Genomic DNA, 24843 nt, shown 5'->3' with positions numbered 1-24843 from the left:
ATTGTTACAAAGCATATTTAACAGCAGCTTAAGTATACATTTAATCATAAGACACATTATTTATCCTGTCGGTATTATTACGCACTACGAATTGTGCGCAACCGCACACCGCCGCGTACAGTGTCCGACAATCAGAAGGTAGAACGATAAATGAAAACGCCGCTGATCACCCGTGAAGGGTATGAAAAACTTAAAAAAGAAATGGACTATTTGTGGCGTGAAGAACGTCCTGAGGTCACCAAAAAAGTGACCTGGGCGGCCAGCCTTGGCGATCGTAGCGAAAATGCCGATTACCAGTACAACAAAAAACGGCTGCGTGAAATCGACCGCCGGGTACGCTATCTCACCAAATGTCTGGAAAATCTGAAAATCGTCGATTACTCCCCGCAGCAGGAGGGCAAGGTGTTTTTCGGCGCGTGGGTTGAAATCGAAAACGATGATGGCGACACCAAGCGCTTTCGCATCGTCGGTTACGATGAGATTTTCGGACGTAAAGACTACATCTCTATCGACTCGCCGATGGCTCGCGCGCTGCTGAAAAAAGAGGTCGGCGACCTGGCGGTGGTCAACACGCCCGCCGGCGAAGCCAGCTGGTACGTCAACAATATCGAATATGTGAAATAGCGCGTCCGGAACAATCTGAGAGCCTCGTGCCACGACTGGCATTTTGCCGTGCCAGTCCGTATAACTATCCCCTGATTTTCGATCCACAAGATGAAATAGACATGATGAATGATTCGCTCTGCCGCATTATTGCGGGTGAACTTCAGGCCAGGTCTGAACAGGTAGAAGCTGCCGTTCGCCTGCTTGATGAAGGGAACACCGTGCCGTTTATCGCACGCTATCGTAAAGAAGTCACCGGCGGTCTGGATGACACGCAGCTGCGTAATCTGGAAACCCGCCTTGGTTATCTGCGTGAACTGGAAGACCGTCGTCAATCGATCCTCAAATCGATCGGCGAACAGGGTAAGCTGACCGATGCGCTGGAAAAGGCGATTACCACCACGCTGAGCAAAACCGAGCTCGAAGACCTTTACCTGCCATATAAACCGAAACGCCGCACCCGCGGGCAAATCGCCATTGAAGCCGGGCTGGAGCCGCTGGCGGATCTGCTATGGAACGAACCGTCCCACGATCCGGAAACAGAAGCGGCGAAGTTTGTCGATGCCGATAAAGGCGTCGCCGATACCAAAGCCGCACTGGATGGCGCGCGTTATATCCTGATGGAGCGCTTTGCTGAAGACGCCGCGCTGCTGGCGAAGGTGCGTGACTACCTGTGGAAGAATGCGCACCTGGTTGCCACGGTAGTGGGCGGCAAAGAAGAGGAAGGGGCAAAATTCCGCGACTACTTCGATCACCATGAGCCTATCGCTACCGTCCCTTCGCACCGCGCTCTGGCGATGTTCCGCGGCCGTAATGAAGGCATTCTGCAGCTGGCCCTGAATGCCGACCCGCAGTTTGACGAGCCGCCGAAAGAGAGCCACTGCGAACAGATTATTATCGACCATCTCGGTTTACGCTTGAACAATGCCGCAGCCGACAGCTGGCGCAAAGGGGTTGTCAGCTGGACATGGCGCATTAAGGTGCTGATGCACCTGGAAACCGAGCTGATGGGCACCGTGCGCGAACGCGCGGAAGATGAAGCCATCAACGTGTTTGCCCGTAACCTGCACGATCTGCTGATGGCCGCCCCCGCCGGGTTGCGCGCCACCATGGGTCTCGACCCAGGCCTGCGTACCGGCGTGAAAGTCGCCGTGGTAGATGGCACCGGTAAACTGGTCGCCACAGACACCATCTATCCGCACACCGGACAGGCCGCCAAAGCGGCATCTGTCGTCGCCGCGCTGTGTGAAAAGCACAACGTTGAACTGGTCGCTATCGGCAACGGCACCGCCTCCCGCGAAACCGAGCGCTTCTTCCTCGATGTGCAGCAACAGTTCCCGAAAGTCACCGCGCAGAAAGTGATCGTCAGCGAAGCCGGGGCTTCCGTCTACTCAGCTTCCGAACTGGCGGCCCTGGAGTTCCCGGACCTCGATGTTTCTCTGCGCGGCGCCGTTTCAATTGCCCGTCGTCTGCAGGATCCGCTGGCCGAGCTGGTTAAAATCGATCCGAAGTCCATCGGCGTGGGCCAGTACCAGCACGACGTCAGCCAGTCACAGCTGGCGCGCAAGCTGGATGCGGTGGTCGAAGATTGTGTTAACGCCGTCGGCGTGGATCTGAACACCGCTTCCGTGCCGCTGCTTACCCGCGTGGCGGGCCTGACGCGGATGATGGCGCAGAACATCGTCGCCTGGCGTGATGAAAACGGCCAGTTCCAGAACCGTCAGCAGCTGCTGAAAGTCAGCCGCCTCGGTCCCAAAGCCTTCGAGCAGTGCGCCGGGTTCCTGCGCATCAACCACGGCGACAACCCGCTGGATGCCTCCACCGTTCACCCGGAAGCATATCCTATCGTCGAGCGCATTCTGGCCGCCACCCGGCAGGCGTTAAGCGATCTGATGGGCAACAGCAGCGAATTACGCAATCTGAAAGCGGCCGACTTCACCGATGAGAAATTCGGTGTGCCAACCGTCACCGACATTATCAAAGAGCTGGAAAAACCCGGCCGCGACCCGCGTCCGGAGTTTAAAACTGCGAAGTTCGCCGATGGCGTGGAAACCATGAACGACCTGCTGCCGGGCATGGTACTGGAAGGTGCGGTTACCAACGTCACCAACTTTGGCGCCTTTGTCGATATCGGCGTTCACCAGGATGGCCTGGTGCATATTTCGTCGCTGTCGAATAAATTCGTCGACGATCCGCATACCGTCGTCAAAGCTGGCGATATCGTGCAGGTTAAAGTGATGGAGGTCGACCTGCAGCGTAAACGCATCGCACTGACCATGCGTCTTGACGAGCAGCCGGGCGAGAGCAACGCCCGGCGCGGCGGCGGGGGCGATCGTGCGCAGGGCAACCGCCCGGCGGCAAAAGCGGCGAAACCGCGCGGCCGTGAGGCGCAGTCCGCTGGCAACAGCGCCATGATGGACGCGCTGGCAGCAGCCATGGGTAAAAAACGCTAACCCTTTTCCGGCCCCTCATTGCAGGGGCCGCTTTCTCCGCCTTATTCTCTGACCCCATGTTGGTATACTCCGGAAACCGATTAGCTCCGGCTAATAAAGGCGAGTAAATAAGTCATTTATTAAGGTTTCATTTTGTTAACCAATGAAACCTTAATTAAACATTAAATGACAAAATAAATATTACCCTTATTTAGCGCTACAGTGCAGACCTTGCGTCATATCAAAAAAACAGCATATTTCCGGCAAATGTCGATTATTAAACCATTTATGTATTGATGATAAAAACCATTATCATTATCATCATTCATAGTAAATATATCTTCTTCTCCGTTGACTATGCTCCCCGGTACTGTGCGATGACCGCACACGGTAAACTCTCGTTCAGTTAGCGATTACAGGTAGGCCCTATGCAATTCACTCCTGATAGTGCGTGGAAAATCACGGGTTTCTCTCGTGATATTAGTCCGGCTTATCGTCAGAAACTATTGTCTCTTGGCATGCTGCCAGGTTCCTCTTTTAATGTGGTCCGCGTCGCGCCGCTCGGCGATCCCGTGCATATCGAAACCCGACGTGTAAGTCTGGTATTACGCAAAAAAGATCTCGATTTAATAGAACTGGAAGCGGTTGCACAATAACACCTGACCCGGTACTCAGAGTCTGAAATATGAAAAAGTTAACTCTTGGTTTAATTGGTAATCCGAACTCCGGCAAAACAACATTATTTAATCAGCTTACCGGCGCTCGTCAGCGCGTCGGCAACTGGGCCGGGGTCACCGTCGAACGCAAAGAAGGAGCCTTTACCACCACCGACCACCAGGTCACGCTGGTAGACCTGCCCGGCACCTATTCGCTGACGACGATCTCTTCACAGACCTCTTTAGATGAGCAGATCGCTTGTCACTATATCCTCAGCGGCGATGCCGACATGCTGATTAACGTGGTCGACGCCTCAAACCTGGAACGCAACCTCTATCTGACGCTGCAGCTGCTGGAGCTGGGCATCCCCTGCATCGTTGCGTTGAATATGCTGGATATTGCCGAAAAGCAAAAAATCCGGATCGACGTTGACGCGCTGGCAGCCCGCCTGGGTTGCCCGGTGATCCCGCTGGTCTCGACTCGCGGACGCGGTATCGAAGCCTTAAAAATGGCCGTCGACCGCCACCAGCAAAATACGTCGCTTGAGCTGGTGCACTACCCGCAGCCGCTGCTGCGTGAAGCCGAAAAGCTGGCTCAGGAGATGGCGCCAGAAATTCCGCAACGTCAGCGTTGCTGGCTGGGTCTGCAGATGCTGGAAGGCGATATTTACAGCCGCGAGTACGCCGGAAACGCTGCGCATAAGCTCGACGATGCCCTGGCGAATCTGAGTGCGGAAATTGCCGATCCGGCGCTGCACATCGCGGATGCTCGCTATCAGAGCATTGCCGCCATCTGCGACGCCGTCAGCAACACGCTCACCGCTGAACCGAGTCGTTTCACCACCGCGATGGACAAAATCATCCTCAGCCGCGTGCTGGGGCTGCCCATCTTCTTATTTGTCATGTACCTGATGTTCCTGCTGGCGATCAACATCGGCGGCGCGTTACAACCCATCTTTGACGCCGGGTCCGTGGCTATCTTTATTCACGGCATTCAGTGGCTGGGCTATACCCTGCATTTCCCGGACTGGCTAACCGTTTTCCTTGCCCAGGGGCTGGGCGGCGGTATCAACACCGTGCTGCCGCTGGTGCCGCAAATCGGCATGATGTATCTGTTCCTCTCCTTCCTTGAGGATTCCGGCTATATGGCGCGAGCGGCATTCGTCATGGACCGCTTGATGCAGGCGCTGGGGCTACCGGGGAAATCTTTCGTGCCGCTGATTGTCGGCTTCGGCTGCAACGTGCCGTCGGTGATGGGGGCGCGCACGCTGGATGCACCGCGCGAACGCCTGATGACCATCATGATGGCGCCGTTTATGTCCTGCGGCGCGCGCCTGGCGATCTTCGCCGTGTTCGCCGCCGCGTTCTTTGGTCAGAATGGCGCGCTGGCGGTCTTCTCGCTGTATCTGCTCGGGATCGTGATGGCTATCCTGACCGGCCTGATGCTCAAACACACCATTATGCGCGGCGAAGCATCGCCGTTCGTAATGGAGCTACCGGTCTACCACGTCCCGCATATCAAAAGTCTGGTCATCCAGACCTGGCAACGGCTGAAAGGCTTTGTGCTGCGCGCGGGTAAAGTTATCGTCATCGTCAGTATCTTCCTTAGCGCCCTGAACAGCTTCTCGCTTAACGGTAAGCTGGTGGACAACATTAACGATTCGGCGCTGGCCTCCGTCAGTCGTATTATCACGCCGATTTTTAAACCTATTGGCGTGCATGAAGATAACTGGCAGGCCACCGTCGGACTGTTTACCGGCGCAATGGCGAAAGAGGTGGTCGTCGGGACGCTGAACACGCTCTACACCGCCGAAGATATTCAGAATGAAGCGTTTAATCCGCAGGAGTTCCACCTCGGCGACGAACTGCTGGCCGCGCTGGACGAAACCTGGCAGAGCCTGAAAGATACCTTCAGCCTGAGCGTTCTGGCTAACCCTATCGAAGCCAGCAAAGGCGATGGTGAAATGGAAGCCGGCGCCATGGGGGTCATGGGCAGCAAATTCGGCAGCGCGGCGGCCGCCTACAGCTACCTGATTTTCGTTCTGCTCTATATTCCGTGCATCTCGGTGATGGGGGCTATCGCTCGCGAATCCAGCCGCGGTTGGATGTCATTCTCCATCTTATGGGGACTGAACATCGCCTACTCGCTCTCTACGCTGTACTACCAGACCGTGAGTTTCAGCCAGCATCCGCGCTACAGTCTGGTGTGTATCCTGGCGGTGGTGCTGTTTAACATCATGGTCTTTGCTCTGTTACGCCGGGCACGCAGTCGGGTTGATGTCTCCCTGCTGGCGACGCGTAAAACGCCGTCATCCTGCTGCCAGAGTCCGGCAGGTGATTGTCACTAAGGAGTTATCATGGCGTCGTTGATTGAAGTACGCGATATGCTGGCCCTGCAGGGGCGTATGCAGGCGACACAGCTCAGCGCTCGCCTGCATGCTCCGCAGCCGCTGGTCGATGCCATGCTGAGTCGTCTGGAAGCCATGGGGAAAGCCGTGCGCATAACGGAAGACGCGAACGGCTGTTTGTCCGGCAGCTGCAAAAGTTGCCCTGAGGGAAAAGCCTGCTTGCAAGAGTGGTGGGCGCTGCGCTGATACCGCTGGGCAATAAACCTATGAGCAATAAAACCAAAGCGGGTCCTGAGACCCGCTTTTGCTTATTTGTAGACGTCGGCGTTTGCGTGAACGGTTTTCTCGTTTTTCGAACCGGCAATCACCACAAAGTACTTGCCGCCCAGCTCATCCGCCTTCTTCGACAGATCGCGCTTTGCATCCATCGGTGACGTTGTTTTTGAGGTCGTAATGCTGCCGATTTTCGTCAGCTTCATTGACGCCACTTCATCTTTTTGAATCTCTTTCGCTGCAAACGCGCCAAAAGACAGGGACCCAATCACCAGAGATGCAACAATACCCGTAATAAGTTTCATAGCCTCAACTCTCCATAAGGTTGTTTTTATAGGCCACGGCGGCGACAGAAACGCATGCTCCCCGTGACAACCTAAGTATTGCTATGGTCGGGATTTTTGCCACAGCCTGCTAAAAATAATTGCGCAGGCGATTTTTCAACGCCACCAGTGGCTCACAGAACGCCTGCGGGTGCGAGATGAACGGGGCATGGGCCGCTTTTTCAAATACCATGGATTCACTCTGCGGCCATAATGCATCCAGAACCGGAACAATTTTGCGCGGCACCAGGCCATCCAGTCGGCCATACAGCCGCAGGAATGGCTGTGTGAATGCGGCCAGCGGCTGGCGTAAATCGGCCGTTTTAAGGATCTCCAGCCCGCCGTTCAACGCTTCTGAGGATGGCATCGGCAACGACAGCACGGTACTTTTCAACGCCCGGGCATCCTGACGAGCGCTTTCCGTCCCCATCGTTTGCAGCGCCAGAAACCGCTCCACGGTGCGCTGGAAATCTTGGCTCAGCTGCTGCTGAAACCCACTCAGCACCTCCGCTTTGATCCCGGGCCAGTCGCCATCGGCGCCAAAACAGGGCGAAGAGGCCACGGTGACCAGCGCCTGTACGCGCCCGGGATGTTGCACGGCAATCTGACTGGCCACCAACCCACCCAGGCTCCAGCCCAACCAGATAGCCTGCTCCGGGGCCTGGCTCAGTACCTGCTGCGCCATCTCCTCCAGCGACAGGGCGCCAAAGCCGCTGCTACGACCATAGCCCGGCAGGTCAACCAGATGCAGGGTAAAGTGCGAGGCCAGTTCCGGCGTCACGCAATCCCATACCCTGGCATTCAGCCCCCATCCGTGCAGGAGCACAAGATGACAATTTCCTTCCCCCACGGTTTGCCACCAGATGTCGTTCATCAGTTACTGTTCTCTTTCCACCATTACGAGGTGAAATATGCTAACAGCACACAGCTTATGCTGGCTATGCCAAATGCCGGTGGCGATCGCCCGCTGGGGAATCTGCTCCCGCTGCGCCACCTCTCTGGCGTTTGCCCATTCGCTTTGCCCACGGTGCGGGCTGCCTGCAGCGGTCAGCAGAGTCTCCTGCGGCCGCTGCCTGCGGGATCCTCCGCCGTGGCAACGGCTGGTGACGGTCAATGATTACCGGCCACCGCTGAGCGGTTTGATACATCAGCTTAAGTTTTCCCGCCGACCGGAGCTGGCGCCAGCGCTGGCGCGTCTGCTGCTGTTACGCGTTCGCCAGAGGGAAGGATTTCCCCGGCCAGACCGTCTCGTCAGCGTCCCGCTGTGGCAGCGACGTCAATGGCGGCGAGGCTTCAATCAAAGCGACCTGCTATGCCGACCGTTGGCGCACTGGCTGCAGTGCGCCTGGCACCATGACGCTTTGCGGCGCAACCGACGCACTGCGACCCAGCACCATCTCTCCGCACGCTTGCGTAAACAGAACCTGAAAAATGCCTTTCAGCTTGAAATATCGGTGCGCGGCCTCCATATCGCCATTGTGGATGATGTCGTCACAACCGGAAGCACCGTCGCTGAAATATCCCGCCTGCTTTTGCAAAACGGCGCCGCGACGGTTCAGGTATGGTGTATATGCCGTACCTTGTAGACCCCTGCTGATGGGCGTATTATAACCAAGTAAAATAGTCAACTATTAGGCCAACGCTATGATCCGTATTTCCGATGCTGCACAAGCGCACTTTGCCAAATTGCTGGTAAATCAGGAAGAAGGGACACAAATTCGCGTATTTGTGATTAATCCCGGCACCCCAAACGCTGAGTGCGGCGTATCCTACTGCCCACCGGATGCGGTGGAAGACACCGACACGGCGCTGAAGTTTGAGCAACTGACTGCGTATGTCGACGAACTCAGCGCGCCGTATCTGGAAGACGCTGAAATTGACTTCGTCACCGATCAGCTTGGCTCTCAGCTGACGCTGAAAGCACCGAATGCCAAAATGCGCAAAGTTTCCGACGATGCTCCGCTGATGGAACGCGTTGAATACATGCTGCAATCCCAGATTAACCCACAGCTGGCCGGCCACGGCGGACGCGTCACGCTGATGGAAATCACCGAAGACGGTCTGGCCATCCTGCAGTTCGGCGGCGGTTGTAACGGCTGTTCAATGGTCGATGTGACCCTGAAAGAAGGGATCGAGAAACAGCTGCTAAACGAATTCCCTGAGCTGAAAGGCGTGCGCGATCTGACCGAACACCAGCGCGGCGAGCACTCTTACTACTAAGTACGCCCCTCTTCCCGATGTTAAGCCCGGCGGCATTTGCCCGGCCGGGCCGCCCCTGTCAATGTTACCGCACAACATTTCCCCCTGAGCCACCCGGTAAAAACCCGGGAAAGAGTATGACTTAAGTCTCATATTTAAAATTTTACCCCGGCGGGTGATTCTCAACCCGCCCATGTTACCCGTATCATCTCTTTCAGGCACCGCTGCTATAAAAATAGCCAGCTATCCTTTCCTACAGGAGTGATAGTCGATTTTATGGCGCCATACCGTTTGCCGGCTCAGGCAGAGCAAACGAAAAAGATTGAAATTTGACGTTACCCATAACAAATGTAAGGCCAGGTAAATTATGCCATTAGTCATCGTTGCTATCGGGGTTGCCCTGCTGTTACTGCTGATGATCCGTTTCAAAATGAACGGCTTCATCGCTCTGGTTCTGGTGGCACTCGCCGTCGGACTTATGCAAGGCATGCCTCTGGATAAAGTCATCGTATCCATTAAAAACGGCGTTGGGGGAACCCTCGGCAGCCTCGCGCTGATCATGGGCTTTGGCGCTATGCTCGGTAAGCTGCTGGCGGATTGCGGCGGCGCTCAGCGCATTGCCACAACCTTAATCGCTAAGTTCGGTAAAAAGCACATCCAGTGGGCCGTCGTGCTGACCGGTTTTACCGTCGGCTTCGCGCTGTTCTACGAAGTGGGCTTCGTCCTGATGCTGCCGCTGGTGTTCACCATTGCCGCGTCTGCCCGCATCCCGCTGCTGTACGTCGGCGTTCCGATGGCGGCCGCGCTATCCGTGACTCACGGTTTCCTGCCTCCGCACCCGGGCCCAACGGCGATTGCCACAATCTTCCATGCTGATATGGGTAAGACCCTGCTGTACGGTACGATTCTGGCTATTCCGACGGTTATCCTTGCCGGTCCGGTTTTCGCTCGCTTCCTGAAAGGCATCGATAAACCGATTCCGGAAGGCCTGCACAACCCGAAAACCTTCACCGAAGAAGAGATGCCAGGCTTTGGCGTCAGCGTCTGGACCTCACTGGTACCGGTGATCCTGATGGCGATGCGCGCCGTTGCCGAGATGATCCTGCCGAAAGGCCACGCCTTCCTGCCGGTTGCCGAGTTCTTCGGCGACCCGGTAATGGCGACCCTGATTGCGGTTCTCATCGCCCTGTTCACCTTCGGCCTGAACCGTGGACGTTCCATGGAGCAGATCAACGACACGCTGACCTCTTCGATCAAAATTATCGCTATGATGCTGTTGATCATCGGCGGCGGTGGCGCCTTCAAACAGGTGCTGGTGGATAGCGGCATGGATAAATACATCGCCTCTATCATGCATGAATCCAACATGTCCCCGCTGTTTATGGCCTGGTCTATCGCGGCGGTACTGCGTATTGCGCTCGGTTCTGCGACCGTTGCCGCCATCACCGCCGGCGGGATTGCCGCACCGCTGATTGCCACCACCGGCGTCAGCCCGGAACTGATGGTCATTGCGGTTGGTTCCGGCAGCGTTATCTTCTCTCACGTGAACGATCCGGGATTCTGGCTGTTTAAGGAATACTTCAACCTGACCATCGGCGAGACCATCCGGTCGTGGTCGGTGCTGGAAACCATTATCTCAGTCTGCGGCCTGGTTGGCTGTCTGCTGCTGGGGATGGTGGTGTAAGCCAGGCGTCAGCATAAAAAAGGCCGGGTCCGCATACGCGACCCGGCCTTTTTATTGGCTTTTTTCACAGCTTTTCCCCGGCGTCACCGGGGAAACGGCGACACTATTTCTTCTTAGCGACCGCTTTGCGCCGCTTATCCAGATCCTTAATCAGCTTATTCACCCGCTCATCGGCAAACATCTGCTCAAGGGTCGTGGAGAGCTTACGCCGCCAGTTCGGATATTCGCTGCTGGTGCCCGGGATATTGACCGGGGTCGCCATTTCCAGCCAGTCTTCCGGCTGTAACCCCAACAATGCGCTGTTGCTGTCCGCAATGTAACGCTGCATCCCGCGATTGAGGGTCGACGTCATCGCCATCAGCGAGGCATTATGCCCGGCGCGTTTTGGCAGGCAGCCATATTGATGCAGCGCATCCAGCAGCCCCTGTTTCGCCCGTTCACGATCCTGATACAGGCCACGCAGAACCACTTCATCAGGATACAGACCTAACGATTTACCCAGCGTCAGGTCTCCGCTTTCCCAGTAACCGCGCAGCGTTGGCAGGTCATGCGTTGTCGCCACCGCCATTGATTGTTCCGGATACGTCTGCGGCGCGCGGAACGTCTTCTCATGGTCATTTTCGAAATAGAGCACTTTGTAGGAATAGACGCCGCTCTTACGCAGCTTGCCGACAATCTCCACCGGGACGGTACCCAGATCTTCGCCAATCACCATACAGCGATGACGCTGGCTCTCCAGCGCCATAATCGACAGCAGATCGTCGACCGGGTACTGCACATAGGCGCCGTGGTCAGCGGTTTCACCATACGGAATCCACCACAGACGCAGAACCGACATCACGTGGTCGATGCGCAATGCACCGCAGTTTTGCATGTTGGCACGCAGCAGCTCGATAAACGGCTCATAGGCACGGGCGACGATGATATGCGGATCCATCGGCGGCAGACCCCAGTTTTGCCCCAGCGGGCCAAGAATGTCCGGCGGCGCCCCGACGGAGGCTTTCAGACAATACAGCTCGCGGTCGCACCAGGTTTCCGAACCGCCTTCCGCCACGCCCACCGCCAGATCGCGGTACAGACCAATCGGCATCGCGTCGTGCTGGCTGGTGTGCCAGCATTCGGCGAACTGGCAATACGCCAGCCACTGCAGCCAGAGGTAGAAACTCACCTCGTCGGCCTGCTCGGTGCAGAATGCTTTCACTTCCGGACTGCTGATATCCTGATACGCTTTTGGCCAGGCAGGCCAGCCCCAGCGGAGCGGATCTTGCTGTACGTGCCAGGCGTGCAGGGCATCATACGCCGCCTGCCAGTACAGGCTTTCGCCTTCACGAAGCACGAACTGACGGAACTCCGCCATCGCCTCATCGTGACGGGTGGAAAATCGCTTCCAGGCCATGCGCAGCGCGGTCATTTTCAACGCGGTCACCGCGGTATAATCCACATCCTCGGTTTGACGCGCGGCTTGTAATGCCCGCTGCGTCTCCGGTGATTGCCACCAGGCCTGCGCCTCTTTGCTCAGACGAAAATCATCGACCGCGTTAACGTCAATATAGATAACGTTCAGCCAGCGGCGTGAGGATGGGCTGTAGGGACTGGCGCTCTCCGGGTTTGCCGGATAGAGCGCATGAATCGGGTTAAGACCGATAAACGCGCCGCCGCGCCGGGAAATCTCCGGCAGCATCGCGCGTAAATCACCAAAATCGCCGATTCCCCAGTTTTTCTCCGAGCGCAGCGTATAAAGCTGTACGCAGGCGCCCCACAGTTTTTGCCCCTCTTTAAGGGCCTGTGGTTCATAGCAACGCACCGGCGTCACAATCGCCCGACAATGCCAGCGTTCGCCATCCTGAGTCAGGGTCAGCGAATGATAGCCTTCCGGCAGTTTGGCCGGCAGCGGGAGGAGCTCTCCTCCACGCACTTTGCCTTGATACTGTTTCCCCTCTTCGGTGGTGAGGATCCACTGGAATTCCCCACGACCGGCTACCGGCAGCGACATTTTCTTGCCGTGTGTGAAAACCTGCACCGGCGGCAGCGGGTCAACCGCCACTTTCGTGGCGGTTGTTGTACGATGCATCGCATCCAGCAGACGTTGTTTAGTCGCCGCAGCAATCGACTGCGGCTTACCGTGCGCATTGATGTAGTCGGGACTTATTCCCGCCGCCAGCGCGGCGTTATCAAGGCGTTTAGTCTCCATAGGCCTGTCCTTAGCGTTTTGCCTGCCAGATACGTTGTTGATAGTCGCGAATTGAGCGGTCGGAGCTGAACATGCCGCAGCGCGCGGTATTCAGAATCGTCGCACGAGTCCAGGCTTCCTGATCGCGGTACAACTCATCCACCTGCTTCTGCGCAGCAACATACGCTTCGAAGTCAGCCAGCACCAGGTACGGGTCGCCGCCTTTCAGCAGGCTGTGCAGCATCTGGTCGAAAGCATGCTTGTCGCCATCGCTATACTTGCCGCTTTCCAGCTCTTTCAGGACCGCATCCAGCAGCTTGTCCTTTTTACGCCATTTCAGCGGGTCATAACCTTTCGCTTTCAGCGCCTTAACTTCTTCAACGGTATTACCGAAGATAAAGATATTCTCTTCGCCGACCTGTTCGGCGATTTCAACGTTCGCACCGTCCAGGGTCCCGACGGTCAATGCGCCGTTCAGCGCCAGCTTCATGTTGCCGGTACCGGAGGCTTCTTTCCCCGCCGTGGAGATCTGTTCAGAGACATCCGCCGCTGGAATCAGCATTTCCGCCGCAGAGACGCAGTAATCCGGCAGGAAGACCACTTTCAGCTTGTCGCCCACCAGCGGATCGTTATTCACCGCCTGCGCCACCTTGTTGATAGCAAAAATAATATTCTTCGCCAGGTAGTAACCCGGTGCGGCTTTCGCCCCGAACAGGAACACGCGCGGTACGCGGTCCGCCTGCGGGTTTTCGCGAATCTCTTTGTACTGCGCCAGAATGTTCAGCAGATTGAGATGCTGACGCTTGTACTCGTGCAGACGCTTAATCTGGATATCGAAAATCGCCTGCGGGTTGATCTCGATACCGGTACGCGTCTTAACAAACTCAGCCAGGCGAACTTTGTTAGCCAGCTTAATCTCACGGTAGGTCTGGCGGAACGCCGCATCGTCAGCATATTTCTCCAGATGGATCAGCTGGTCGAGATCGTTAGCCCACTCTTTCTTCAGCGTCTTATCCAGCAGCGCAGCCAGTTCCGGGTTGCACTGTTTAATCCAGCGACGCGGCGTAATGCCGTTGGTCACGTTGTGGAACTTATTCGGCCACAGCTGGTGATATTCCGGGAACAGATCTTTCACCACCAGGTCGGAGTGCAACGCGGCAACGCCGTTGACCGCAAAGCCGCTGACCACACACATGTTCGCCATGCGAACCTGTTTATCATGCACCACCGCCAGTTTTGCCCACACCTGCTTATCGCCAGGCCAGGTTTTCTCGACCAGCTTCTTAAATCTGTCGTTAATCTCTTTGATGATCTGCATATGACGCGGCAGCAGGGCTTTAACCAGCTTCTCGTCCCAGCACTCTAGCGCTTCAGGCATCAGCGTATGGTTGGTGTAGGCGAAGGTTTTGCTGGTAATGGCCCAGGCGTCATCCCAGCTCAGCTGGTGCTCATCGATCAGCACGCGCAGCAGTTCAGGAATGGCGATGGTCGGGTGGGTATCGTTGAGCTGGATCACTTCGTAATCCGCCAGTTCTGCCAGCTTACGACCCGCCAGATGGTGGCGACGCAGAATATCGGCAACCGAACAGGCGCACTGGAAGTATTGCTGCATTAAGCGCAGCTTTTTCCCTGCCTGATGGTTATCGTTCGGGTAAAGCACTTTAGTCAGTTTTTCCGCGTCGATACCCTGCTGCTCTGCGCGCAGGAAATCGCCATCGTTAAATTTGGTCAGATTAAATGGATGAGCATGGGTCGCCTGCCACAGACGCAGCGGCTGCGCGACGTTATTACGATACCCCAGCACCGGCAGATCCCAGGCCTGGCCGGTAATCACGAACGCCGGTTCCCAGGCGCCGCTTTTGCTGACCTTACCGCCGATCCCAACCTGCACATCCAGCTGTTCGTTATGACGGAACCACGGGTAGCGGCTACGCCCCCAGTCATCCGGCGCTTCAACCTGCTGGCCATCTGCGAAAGACTGACGGAACAGACCATACTGATAATTCAGGCCATAGCCGGTTGCCGACTGGCCAACGGTCGCCATGGAGTCGAGGAAACATGCCGCCAGACGACCCAGACCGCCGTTGCCGAGGCCCGGATCAATCTCTTCTTCCAGCAGATCGGTCAGGTGAATGTCATGAGCCTTCAGCTCATCGCTCACCCCTTGATACCAACCCAGATTCAACAGGTTGTTGCCGGTCAGACGACCGATCAAAAACTCCATAGAGATATAGTTGACGTGACGCTGCCCTTTGGCGGGTTTCGCCACCGGTTGAGCGGCCAACAGCTCGGCAAGCGCACCGCTTACGGCGTGCCACCACTGACGCTGGGTCATCTCAGAAGCGGACTGTAAGCCAAAATGCTGCCACTGACGGGTCAGTGCAGCCTGAAACTGATCTTTATTAAAAGAAGTCTGTGACATAAGAAATCCGGGTCCTTTACTAAAACGTTGGCGTTAGTGTGCCGACCTCCTAAAGCAACGTCCTCATCCCGATGGGGATTAGACAGGGAGGAGCAGCAGGGATGAGCGAAAAGTGTGATCGTGGCCACTATAACGGTAGCTCTCCGCCAGAAACATGCTGGAAAATTCACCACCCAGAAACACTATATTGTTCATCACCATCAGAAGAATATTTGTTACAGGCCGAGACAAAGCGTTGGATAAAACACCATTCCGCAATTATCACGAAATAAAAATAAGCATTGTGTAAAAATAACTCTGCCTCATGACACAAATACGCCAAAACGATTATTTATAAGATTGTCCTGAAATTAACTTAATAAAAACATACAACTACAAAAAAATGGAGTGAAAGCCATTTTTTAGACCAGTGAACAAGGGAAAACCCAGTAATCACGCACGCTGGTACCGGTTTTACAACCGCAGGGTTTTAATTGGGAATTTGTGACCTGGTGCAAATTCAAGAGCATAAAATTCGGACATAACTTGCAATAATTTTCATTATCGCCGACCTTAATAGTCATTAATTACGAAGCGCAAAAAAAATCGCAAATCCTCTCTTGCACAGCGAAATGATTAACTATGTTGATTCCGTCTAAATTAAGTCGCCCAGTCCGCCTTGAACACACCGTGGTTCGCGAGCGATTGCTGGCTAAACTTTCCGGCGCGAACAATTACCGTCTCGTGTTGGTCACCAGCCCCGCTGGGTACGGCAAGACAACGCTCATCTCTCAATGGGCGGCGGGGAAAAATGAACTTGGCTGGTTTTCGCTGGATGAAGGCGATAACCAACAGGAGCGTTTTGCCAGTTATCTGATCGCCTCTGTTCAGCAGGCTACCGGCGGCCACTGCGTGGCCAGCGAAAACATGGTGCAGAAACGCCAGTATGCCAGCCTGCCCTCGCTTTTTGCGCAGCTGTTTATTGAGCTTGCCGACTGGCAGCGCCCGCTGTATCTGGTGATTGATGATTATCATCTGATCAACAATCCGGTGATTCACGATGCGATGCGCTTCTTCCTCCGCCATCAGCCGGAGAATATGACCCTGGTGGTGCTCTCGCGCAACCTGCCGCAGCTCGGTATTGCCAACCTGCGCGTGCGCGATCAGCTGCTGGAAATCGGCAGCCAGCAGCTGGCGTTTACCCATCAGGAAGCAAAACTCTTTTTCGACTGTCGTCTGGCTTCGCCGATTGAGGCTGAAGACAGCAGCAGGCTGTGCGACGACGTCGCCGGCTGGGCCACGGCGCTTCAGCTTATTGCTCTTTCCGCCCGCCAGAATAACTCTTCCGCCCACCACTCCGCCCGTCGTCTTGCCGGTATAAATGCCAGCCATCTCTCCGATTATCTGGTGGATGAGGTACTGGATAATGTCGACGCGCGAACGCGTAATGTTTTGCTGAAAAGCTCGCTGCTGCGTTCAATGAACGATGCGCTCATCGTTCGCGTGACCGGGGAAGAAAACGGGCAAATGCAGCTGGAAGAGATTGAGCGTCAGGGCCTGTTCATGCAGCGGATGGACGACTCCGGCGAATGGTTCCGCTATCACCCCCTGTTTGGCAATTTCCTGCGCCAGCGCTGCCAGTGGGAGCTGGCAACCGAATTACCTGAAATTCACCGCTCTGCCGCCGAAGGCTGGATGGCGCTGGGCTTCCCCAGCGAAGCCATTCATCATGCGCTGGCGGCCGGCGATGCGAAAATGCTGCGCGATATTTTACTGAATCACGCCTGGGGCATGTTCAACCACAGCGAACTGGGACTGCTCGAACAGTCGCTGGCGGCGCTGCCGTGGTCAAACCTGCTGGAAAATCCGCGTCTGCTCCTGCTGCAGGCCTGGCTGATGCAAAGCCAGCACCGTTACAGCGAAGTCAACACCCTGCTGGCGCGCGCCGAGCAGGAGATGGACATGAAAATGGATACCGCGATGCATGGCGATTTCAACGCCCTGCGTGCACAGGTGGCCATTAATGCCGGCGATCAGGAAGAGGCCGAGCGTCTGTCCATGGTCGCGTTAGAAGAGCTGCCGTTGGCCAGCTACTACAGCCGAATTGTGGCTACATCGGTGCATGGCGAAGTGCTGCATTGTAAAGGCCAGTTAAGTAAATCTCTGGCGGTGATGCAACAGACGGAGCAGATGGCCCGCCGCCACGACATCTGGCATTACGCGCTGTGGAGCATGATCCAGCAAAGCGAGATTCTCTTTGCCCAGGGCTTCCTGCAGGCCGCCTGGGAAGTGCAGGAGAAAGCTTTCCAGCTTATCCGCGAGCAGCATCTCGAGCAGCTGCCGATGCATGAATTCCTGCTGCGTATTCGCTCACAGCTGCTGTGGGCCTGGGCGCGGCTGGATGAGGCGGAAGCGTCCGCACGTAATGGCATGGATGTCCTGTCAAGCTATCAACCGCAGCAGCAGCTGCAGTGTCTGGCTCTGATGGTGCAGTGCTCGCTGGCACGCGGCGATCTGGATAACGCCCGCAGCCACCTCAACCGCCTGGAAAACCTGCTCGGCAACGGTCACTATCATAGCGACTGGGTTTCGAATGCCGATAAAGTCCGGGTGATCTACTGGCAGATGGTCGGTGATAAAGCCGCGGCCGCCAACTGGCTGCGCCAGACGCCGAAACCCGAATTCGCCAATAACCACTTCCTGCAAAGCCAGTGGCGCAACATCGCCCGGGCGCAAATTCTGCTGGGTGATTTTGACTCGGCGGAAATGGTGCTGGAAGAGCTCAACGACAATGCCCGCTCGCTGCGTCTGATGAGCGATATTAACCGCAACCTGCTGTTGCTCAACCAGCTTTACTGGCAGGCAGGACGGAAAAGCGAGGCGCAGAAAGTCCTGCTGGAGGCGCTCGCACTCGCCAACCGCACCGGGTTTATCAACCACTTTGTGATTGAAGGCGAAGCCATGGCGCAGCAGCTGCGCCAGCTGATTCAGCTCAATACGCTGCCGGAGCTGGAACAGCACCGCGCCCAGCGCATCCTGCGCGATATCAACCAGCACCATCGCCATAAGTTTGCCCACTTTGATGAGGGCTTTGTCGAACGGCTGCTGAGTCACCCGGAAGTCCCGGAACTGATTCGCACCAGCCCGCTGACCCAGCGTGAATGGCAGGTACTGGGGCTGATCTATTCCGGCTACAGCAACGAACAGATTGCCGGTGAGCTGGACGTGGCGGCCACGACCATTAAAACCCACATTCGTAATCTGTATCAGAAGCTGGGAGTCGCACACCGCCAGGATGCGGTACAGCACGCCCAGCGGTTGCTTAAAATGATGGGCTACGGCGTTTAACGCCGTTTAGCACAGTTCCAGCTGAAGGTTGTTGTCCGTAATAACTTTCAGTACCCCTGCCGGCGGCATCACATCGGTGTAGACCGCATCGACCATGCTGATGCTGCCCATATTCACCATCGCATTGCGCCCAAATTTCGAGTGATCCACCACCAGCATCACGTGGCGAGAGTTTTCAATGATCGCGCGTTTGGTGCGCACTTCATGGTAATCAAACTCCAGCAGCGAACCGTCGCTGTCTACGCCGCTGATACCGAGAATGCCGAAATCAAGACGAAACTGGGAGATAAAGTCCAGCGTCGCTTCGCCGATAATGCCGCCATCCCGACTGCGCAGCTCGCCGCCCGCCAGAATAATGCGGAAATCCTCTTTCACCATCAGCGTGGTGGCCACATTAAGGTTGTTGGTGACGATGCGCAGATCGTTATGCTCCAGCAGCGCATGCGCCACCGCTTCCGGCGTGGTGCCGATATCGATGAACAACGTCGCGCCATCGGGGATTTGGCTGGCCACCTTGCGGGCAATACGCTCTTTTTCCTGCGTCTGGGTGGCCTTCCTGTCGTGCCAGGAGGTATTTACCGAACTGGAAGGCAGCGCTGCGCCACCGTGGTGGCGCAGGATCATCTTTTGTTCGGCAAGGTCGTTCAGGTCACGACGAATGGTCTGTGGGCTGACGGCAAACTGCTCAACCAGCTCTTCCGTACTGACATATCCCTGTTTTTTTACCAGCTCGATAATGGCGTCATGACGTTGTGTTTGTTTCATGAAATATCCCTGGGATTATAAGACTCGCATAAAGGCGCTGTCGTTGCAGAGAGCCGGGTAAGTCGGCGGCCCTATGTTCGCTTTCGCACATGTTGCGTATCGACCAACGCCATCGCCAGCCCGGTCAGGAGACCTGCCACATGCGCACCGTTCGCAATCGACATGCCAAAAACATCAAACCATCCAGCAATTAACCACACTAAAGAGAAGAGTATCAAGCCACGCTGCAAATAGACGCCGCTTTGCGGATCCCGCTCTCCACGCAGCCAGACATAGCCCATCAGCGCATAGACGACGCCGGATAGCCCACCAAACCAGGGGCCGCTAAACTGGTGCTGAATAAACCCGCTTAACAAGGCGCTAATAACGGTAATGACCACCAGTTTGCCGGTGCCGATGCGTTTTTCCACCGCACCGCCGAGGTACCACCACCATAGCAGGTTAAACAGGATATGCATCAGCGAGAAGTGCATGAAAGCATGGCTAAAGTAGCGCCAGACTTCAAATTTCAGCGACGGGTCATAAGGCCAGGCCAGCAGCAGCATGATCGGCCGATCGCCGATGATGTTTTGCAGCACAAAGACCAGGATGCAGACAAGCAAAATGGCCCAGGTAAACGGCCCGGCGTTGTGACGCAGAGTGGCAAAGAAAGGGAAACGCTGGTAGCGCAAACCGCTGTTGGTCTGTCCGGATTGCCAGCTGGCCGCCAGATAGCGTGGATCGGCGGGGTTTTCCAGGAAGCGAGCCAGTTCGGCCTGCACCCGCCCGGCCTGACTCTCATCGGCCAGCCAGACATCGCTCTGATCATGCTGCTGAATGGTCAGGATAATGCCCTGCGTAGCCATGTAGTCGACAAACGCCTGGGCCACACGCGGGTTAGCAAAAGAGGTAATCATTAACATACGGCGGATCGCTTATTCCACACAAAGGGGGCTAGTATATACGAGTTGCAGGAGTGGCGCGCCCTGGGCGTCCCTGAACAACGCATCCGCAGCCATGCCATCTGAAACAGGACGGGAATAACGGAATGGCGTGCTAACGTTTAAAACGCGCCATGTTCCACTTCCGCCGGGAAATGACGATGCCACGCATCGAACCCACCATCCACGCTGTAAACCTTGTCATAGCCCTGCTGTAGCAGATACTGCGCGGCGCCTTTACTGCTATTGCCGTGGTAGCACATCACCATCACCGCGGTATCAACGTCATTATCGCGCATAAACGCGCCCAGCGTATCGTTGGTCAGATGAAACGCACCCGGCGTATGCCCCATCGCAAAACTCTGCGGATCGCGGATATCCACCAGCACCGCCTTTGCCTGATGCAGTTTCTGGTGCGCTTCTTCAACATTGATACATTCAAAGTGGTCCATGTGCTCTTTCTCTATATAGCGGAATAATATTGCTGGCAGATAGCCGGCCATGATTCTACTGCCTAGTTTACCGTCAGACGGGAAATAAACGCCAATATGTTACACGCATCACTCTGAAATGTTTTTTTGATGTTACCAATGGCGCGTTTGTTTGCTATATTGAGCGATAACGAACATTTTTGAGCTTAAACGAAAGTGCCAGAGGTAGCGAACGTGGAAACCAAAGATCTGATTGTGATAGGGGGAGGCATCAACGGTGCCGGTATCGCGGCAGACGCCGCCGGGCGTGGTTTATCCGTACTGATGCTGGAAGCGCGCGATCTCGCCTGCGCCACTTCCAGCGCCAGTTCGAAGCTGATTCACGGCGGGCTGCGCTACCTTGAACACTATGAATTCCGTCTGGTCAGCGAAGCGCTGGCCGAACGCGAAGTGCTGTTAAAAATGGCGCCGCATCTCGCTTTTCCCATGCGCTTTCGCCTGCCGCATCGCCCGCACCTGCGCCCGGCCTGGATGATCCGTATCGGTCTGTTTATGTACGATCACCTCGGGAAACGCACCAGCTTACCCGGTTCGACCGGCTTGCGATTTGGCGCAGAATCGGTATTAAAACCTGAAATCGTGCGCGGTTTCGAATATTCCGACTGCTGGGTAGACGATGCGCGTCTGGTACTGGCTAACGCGCAGATGGTGGTACGTAAAGGTGGCGAGGTCCGGACTCGTACCCGGGCAATTTCGGCAAAACGCGAAAACGGCCTGTGGATTGTCGAGGCGGAAGATATCGATACCGGCGAGAAATTCACCTGGCAGGCCCGTGGTCTGGTCAATGCGACCGGCCCGTGGGTCAAACACTTCTTTGACGAAGGGATGCATCTGCGCTCACCGTACGGCATTCGCCTGATTAAAGGCAGCCACATCGTGGTGCCGCGTGTGCACACCCAGAAACAGGCCTACATTCTGCAAAACGAAGACAAACGGATTGTGTTCGTGATCCCGTGGATGGATGAGTTCTCGATAATCGGTACCACCGACGTTGAGTACAATGGCGACCCGCAGAAAGTGGCGATCGATGACAACGAGATCAACTATTTGCTGAACGCCTATAACGCGCACTTCAAAAAGACGCTGTCCCGCGACGATATCGTCTGGACCTACTCCGGCGTCCGTCCGCTGTGCGATGATGAATCGGACTCGCCGCAGGCGATTACCCGCGACTACACCCTGGATATCCATGACGAACAGGGCCAGGCGCCGCTGCTGTCGGTATTTGGCGGCAAGCTGACAACCTATCGCAAGCTGGCCGAGCACGCGCTGGAAAAACTGACGCCCTACTACAAAGGCATCGGCCCGGCCTGGACCAAAACGGCCGTGCTGCCCGGCGGGGATATCGACGGCGACCGCGACGATTACGCGGCCAGGCTGCGCCGCCGGTTCTCATTTATCAGCGAATCGATGGCGCGTCACTATGCCCGCACCTACGGCAGCAACAGCGAGCTGATCCTCGCAGAGGCGGCATCGATAGCGGATCTGGGTGAGGATTTTGGCCATGAGTTCTATGAAGCCGAGCTCAAATACCTGGTGGAGCATGAGTGGGTACGCACGCTTGAGGATGCCATCTGGCGCCGGACGAAACAGGGAATGTGGCTGAATGACTCGCAGCAGGCGCGGATCGGCGAATGGCTGGCGCAGCACGTGGGAAAGTCTGAGCTTTCGCTGGCTTCTTAAGCCCGAACGACCCGCGCTGGCGCGGAGTTTGTCGGGATAGTGCATAAAAAACGGGGCCAGCGGCCCCGTTTTCACTGCGTAACCGGCTACAGCCGTACCGGGTCGATATGCCAGATATGGTCAGCGTATTCCTGAATCGTACGGTCAGAAGAGAAATAGCCCATGTTGGCGATATTATGCATCGCTTTCATCGCCCACTCTTCCGGATGACGATACAGCTCATCCACCTTATCCTGGCAATCCACATAGCTACGGTAATCCGCCAGCACCTGATAATGGTCACCAAAGTTGATCAGCGAATCCAGCAGATCGCGATAGCGACCCGGCTCCGACGGGCTGAACAGCCCGGTACCGATTTGCGTCAGCGCCTGATGCAGCTCCGGATCCTGTTCGTAAAATTCCCGCGGCTTATAGCCGTTACGACGTAGCGCCTCCACCTGTTCTGCGGTATTGCCGAAGATAAAAATATTATCCTCGCCCACGTGCTCCAGCATTTCGACGTTCGCGCCGTCCAGGGTACCGATGGTCAAAGCGCCGTTAAGCGCAAATTTCATATTACTGGTTCCGGAAGCTTCCGTACCCGCCAGCGAGATCTGCTCTGAAAGATCCGCCGCCGGAATAATCAGCTGCGCAAGGCTAACGCTGTAGTTCGGGACAAACACCACTTTTAGCTTATCGCCAATCTGCGGATCGTTGTTCACCACCGCCGCCACATCGTTAATGAGATGAATAATGTGCTTGGCCATGTAATAAGCCGAGGCGGCTTTCCCGGCAAAGATATTCACGCGCGGTACCCATACGGCGTCAGGATCGGCCTTAATACGGTTGTAGCGGGTAATCACGTGCAGGACATTCATCAGCTGACGCTTGTACTCGTGGATACGTTTGATTTGCACGTCGAACAGCGCTTTCGGGTTCACCACCACATTCAGCTGATGAGCAATCACGTTTGCCAGACGCTGCTTGTTCTCCAGCTTCGCCTGACGTACGGCCTGATTGACCGTCGGATAGTCAATATGCTGCTCCAGCTCCTGCAGTTGGCTGAGGTCGGTACGCCAGGTACGACCGATGTTCTCGTCCAGCACCTTCGACAACGGCGGATTCGCCAGCGCCAGCCAGCGACGCGGCGTCACGCCGTTGGTGACGTTAATAAAGCGCATCGGGAAAATCTTCGCGAAGTCGGCAAACAACGACTCCACCATCAGCCGGGAGTGCAGTTCGGAAACGCCGTTCACCTTATGACTAATCACCACCGCCAGCCACGCCATGCGCACCCGGCGGCCGTTGGATTCGTCAATAATCGACGTGCGACTTAGCAGCGCCGTATCATTAGGATACTGCTCCTGCAGCGTCTTCAGGAAGTAGTCATTGATCTCGAAAATAATCTGCAAATGGCGCGGCAGAATTTTCCCCAGCATATCGACAGGCCAGGTCTCGAGCGCTTCACTCATCAACGTATGGTTGGTGTAGGAGAACACCTGGCAGGTGACTTCAAACGCCTCATCCCAGCCGAACTTATGCTCATCAATCAGCAGGCGCATCAGCTCCGGAATCGACAGCACCGGATGGGTGTCGTTAAGGTGAATCGCAATTTTGTCTGCCAGGTTAGCAAAGGTTTTATGCAGCTGATAATGGCGGTTGAGAATATCCTGTACCGTCGCGGAGACGAGGAAATATTCCTGACGCAGGCGCAGCTCGCGCCCGGAGTAGGTCGAGTCGTCCGGATACAGTACCCGGGAGACGTTTTCGGAATGGTTTTTATCTTCCACCGCCGCGAAGTAATCACCCTGATTAAATTTACCGAGGTTAATCTCGCTGCTGGCCTGGGCGCTCCACAGACGGAGCGTGTTGGTCGCATCGGTATCAAAACCCGGGATAATCTGATCGTAGGCTTCCGCCAGGATCTCTTCGGTTTCAACCCAGCGCGACTGTTTACCTTCCTGCTGAATGCGTCCGCCGAAGCGCACTTTGTAACGCGTATTATGCCGTTCAAATTCCCACGGGTTGCCGTACTCGAGCCAGTAATCCGGCGACTCTTTCTGCCGGCCGTCAACGATGTTTTGCTTAAACATCCCGTAGTCATAGCGGATACCGTAACCACGGCCAGGCAGGCCCAGGGCCGCCAGCGAATCGAGGAAACAGGCGGCCAGGCGCCCAAGACCGCCATTACCCAGCCCCGGGTCATTCTCTTCGTCAATCAGCTCTTCAAGGTTCAGCCCCATCTCTTCCAGCGCGCTGTTCACATCTTCGTAGATGCCCAACGACAGCAAGGCGTTAGAAAGCGTACGGCCAATCAGAAACTCCATCGACAGGTAATAAACCTGGCGTACTTCCTGAGAAAGCTGAGCACGATTAGAGCGCAGCCAGCGCTCCACCATACGGTCGCGGACGGCAAACAGCGTGGCGTTGAGCCACTCATGCTTATTGGCGATAGCCGGATCTTTACCAATGATAAACATCAGCTTATAGGCAATAGAGTGCTTTAACGCCTCAACGCTCAGCGTGGGTGATGCATAGCTAAAGGGTACATTCATCGCAATGACTCCT

General features: G+C 55.8%; 18 protein-coding genes. 10 read left to right on the top strand and 8 right to left on the bottom strand.

Annotated features, from left to right (window positions below; translation table 11 throughout):
• The first annotated feature begins 150 nt into the window (after window positions 1-150).
• From greB to feoC, 5 genes are all read left to right on the top strand, one after another.
• On the top strand, window positions 151-624 hold the full coding sequence (gene greB, locus OQV00_RS01865; protein WP_004868482.1) for a transcription elongation factor GreB: 474 nt from the start codon (window positions 151-153) through the stop codon (window positions 622-624).
• Window positions 625-725: 101 nt separating this feature from the next.
• Window positions 726-3056: a Tex family protein gene (locus OQV00_RS01860; protein ID WP_071359817.1), complete on the top strand. Its 2331-nt coding sequence runs from the start codon at window positions 726-728 to the stop codon at window positions 3054-3056.
• 407 nt (window positions 3057-3463) lie between these two features.
• Entirely contained in the window at window positions 3464-3691 is a 228-nt protein-coding gene (gene feoA, locus OQV00_RS01855) for a ferrous iron transporter A (RefSeq protein ID WP_004868486.1), read from the top strand.
• A 29-nt stretch (window positions 3692-3720) separates the two neighbouring features.
• The gene (feoB, locus tag OQV00_RS01850; protein WP_266279760.1) at window positions 3721-6039 is read left to right on the top strand and encodes a Fe(2+) transporter permease subunit FeoB; all 2319 of its coding nucleotides are present in this window, start codon (window positions 3721-3723) and stop codon (window positions 6037-6039) included.
• A 9-nt stretch (window positions 6040-6048) separates the two neighbouring features.
• Window positions 6049-6285 carry a [Fe-S]-dependent transcriptional repressor FeoC gene (gene feoC / locus OQV00_RS01845; RefSeq protein WP_015585608.1) on the top strand — a complete coding sequence of 79 codons (237 nt, stop codon included), beginning with the start codon at window positions 6049-6051 and terminating at the stop codon, window positions 6283-6285.
• Window positions 6286-6347: 62 nt separating this feature from the next.
• Here the strand turns inward: feoC and OQV00_RS01840 are convergent, their stop codons facing one another.
• Window positions 6348-6617 carry a YdgH/BhsA/McbA-like domain containing protein gene (locus OQV00_RS01840; RefSeq protein ID WP_004868491.1) on the bottom strand — a complete coding sequence of 90 codons (270 nt, stop codon included), beginning with the start codon at window positions 6615-6617 and terminating at the stop codon, window positions 6348-6350.
• A 109-nt stretch (window positions 6618-6726) separates the two neighbouring features.
• Complete coding sequence (bioH, locus tag OQV00_RS01835) at window positions 6727-7509, bottom strand: pimeloyl-ACP methyl ester esterase BioH (protein ID WP_004868492.1); 783 nt, start codon at window positions 7507-7509, stop codon at window positions 6727-6729.
• A 37-nt stretch (window positions 7510-7546) separates the two neighbouring features.
• Here bioH and gntX point away from each other — a divergent pair, with 37 nt between their 5' ends.
• From gntX to gntT, 3 genes are all read left to right on the top strand, one after another.
• Window positions 7547-8221, top strand: a complete 675-nt coding sequence (gene gntX, locus OQV00_RS01830) for a DNA utilization protein GntX (protein WP_004868494.1) — start codon at window positions 7547-7549, stop codon at window positions 8219-8221.
• Between the two features lie 58 nt (window positions 8222-8279).
• Complete coding sequence (nfuA, locus tag OQV00_RS01825; RefSeq protein ID WP_004868496.1) at window positions 8280-8855, top strand: Fe-S biogenesis protein NfuA; 576 nt, start codon at window positions 8280-8282, stop codon at window positions 8853-8855.
• Window positions 8856-9201: 346 nt separating this feature from the next.
• Complete coding sequence (gene gntT / locus OQV00_RS01820) at window positions 9202-10518, top strand: gluconate transporter (RefSeq protein WP_015585607.1); 1317 nt, start codon at window positions 9202-9204, stop codon at window positions 10516-10518.
• A 103-nt stretch (window positions 10519-10621) separates the two neighbouring features.
• Here the strand turns inward: gntT and malQ are convergent, their stop codons facing one another.
• Together malQ and malP are read right to left on the bottom strand one after the other, a co-directional pair.
• On the bottom strand, window positions 10622-12709 hold the full coding sequence (gene malQ / locus OQV00_RS01815; RefSeq protein ID WP_015585606.1) for a 4-alpha-glucanotransferase: 2088 nt from the start codon (window positions 12707-12709) through the stop codon (window positions 10622-10624).
• A 10-nt stretch (window positions 12710-12719) separates the two neighbouring features.
• On the bottom strand, window positions 12720-15110 hold the full coding sequence (gene malP / locus OQV00_RS01810; protein ID WP_004868504.1) for a maltodextrin phosphorylase: 2391 nt from the start codon (window positions 15108-15110) through the stop codon (window positions 12720-12722).
• Window positions 15111-15731: 621 nt separating this feature from the next.
• Here malP and malT point away from each other — a divergent pair.
• Window positions 15732-18437, top strand: coding sequence for an HTH-type transcriptional regulator MalT (malT, locus tag OQV00_RS01805; RefSeq protein ID WP_004868506.1), 2706 nt, complete (start codon window positions 15732-15734; stop codon window positions 18435-18437).
• 6 nt (window positions 18438-18443) lie between these two features.
• Here the strand turns inward: malT and OQV00_RS01800 are convergent, their stop codons facing one another.
• The 3 genes from OQV00_RS01800 to glpE all read right to left on the bottom strand — a co-directional run bounded on the left by OQV00_RS01800 (window position 18444) and on the right by glpE (window position 20574).
• Window positions 18444-19202, bottom strand: a complete 759-nt coding sequence (locus tag OQV00_RS01800) for a DeoR/GlpR family transcriptional regulator (RefSeq protein WP_004868507.1) — start codon at window positions 19200-19202, stop codon at window positions 18444-18446.
• A gap of 71 nt (window positions 19203-19273) precedes the next feature.
• Window positions 19274-20104 carry a rhomboid family intramembrane serine protease GlpG gene (gene glpG / locus OQV00_RS01795; RefSeq protein WP_004868509.1) on the bottom strand — a complete coding sequence of 277 codons (831 nt, stop codon included), beginning with the start codon at window positions 20102-20104 and terminating at the stop codon, window positions 19274-19276.
• A gap of 140 nt (window positions 20105-20244) precedes the next feature.
• Window positions 20245-20574, bottom strand: coding sequence for a thiosulfate sulfurtransferase GlpE (glpE, locus tag OQV00_RS01790; protein ID WP_266279756.1), 330 nt, complete (start codon window positions 20572-20574; stop codon window positions 20245-20247).
• Window positions 20575-20787: 213 nt separating this feature from the next.
• On the opposite strand from glpE, the gene glpD reads away from it, so the two are divergent.
• Complete coding sequence (gene glpD / locus OQV00_RS01785; protein WP_004868514.1) at window positions 20788-22296, top strand: glycerol-3-phosphate dehydrogenase; 1509 nt, start codon at window positions 20788-20790, stop codon at window positions 22294-22296.
• Between the two features lie 86 nt (window positions 22297-22382).
• Here the strand turns inward: glpD and glgP are convergent, their stop codons facing one another.
• Window positions 22383-24830 (bottom strand): glycogen phosphorylase, encoded by a 2448-nt coding sequence (gene glgP / locus OQV00_RS01780; RefSeq protein WP_004868517.1) that lies wholly within the window; start codon window positions 24828-24830, stop codon window positions 22383-22385.
• Window positions 24831-24843 lie beyond the last annotated feature (13 nt).

The sequence above is a fragment of the Klebsiella sp. DY2415 genome (assembly GCF_026314315.1).
Classification (GTDB): domain Bacteria; phylum Pseudomonadota; class Gammaproteobacteria; order Enterobacterales; family Enterobacteriaceae; genus Klebsiella; species Klebsiella ornithinolytica.
The sequence above is the reverse complement of the archived record's forward strand: the minus strand, read 5'-3'. Positions and strand labels throughout refer to the sequence as shown.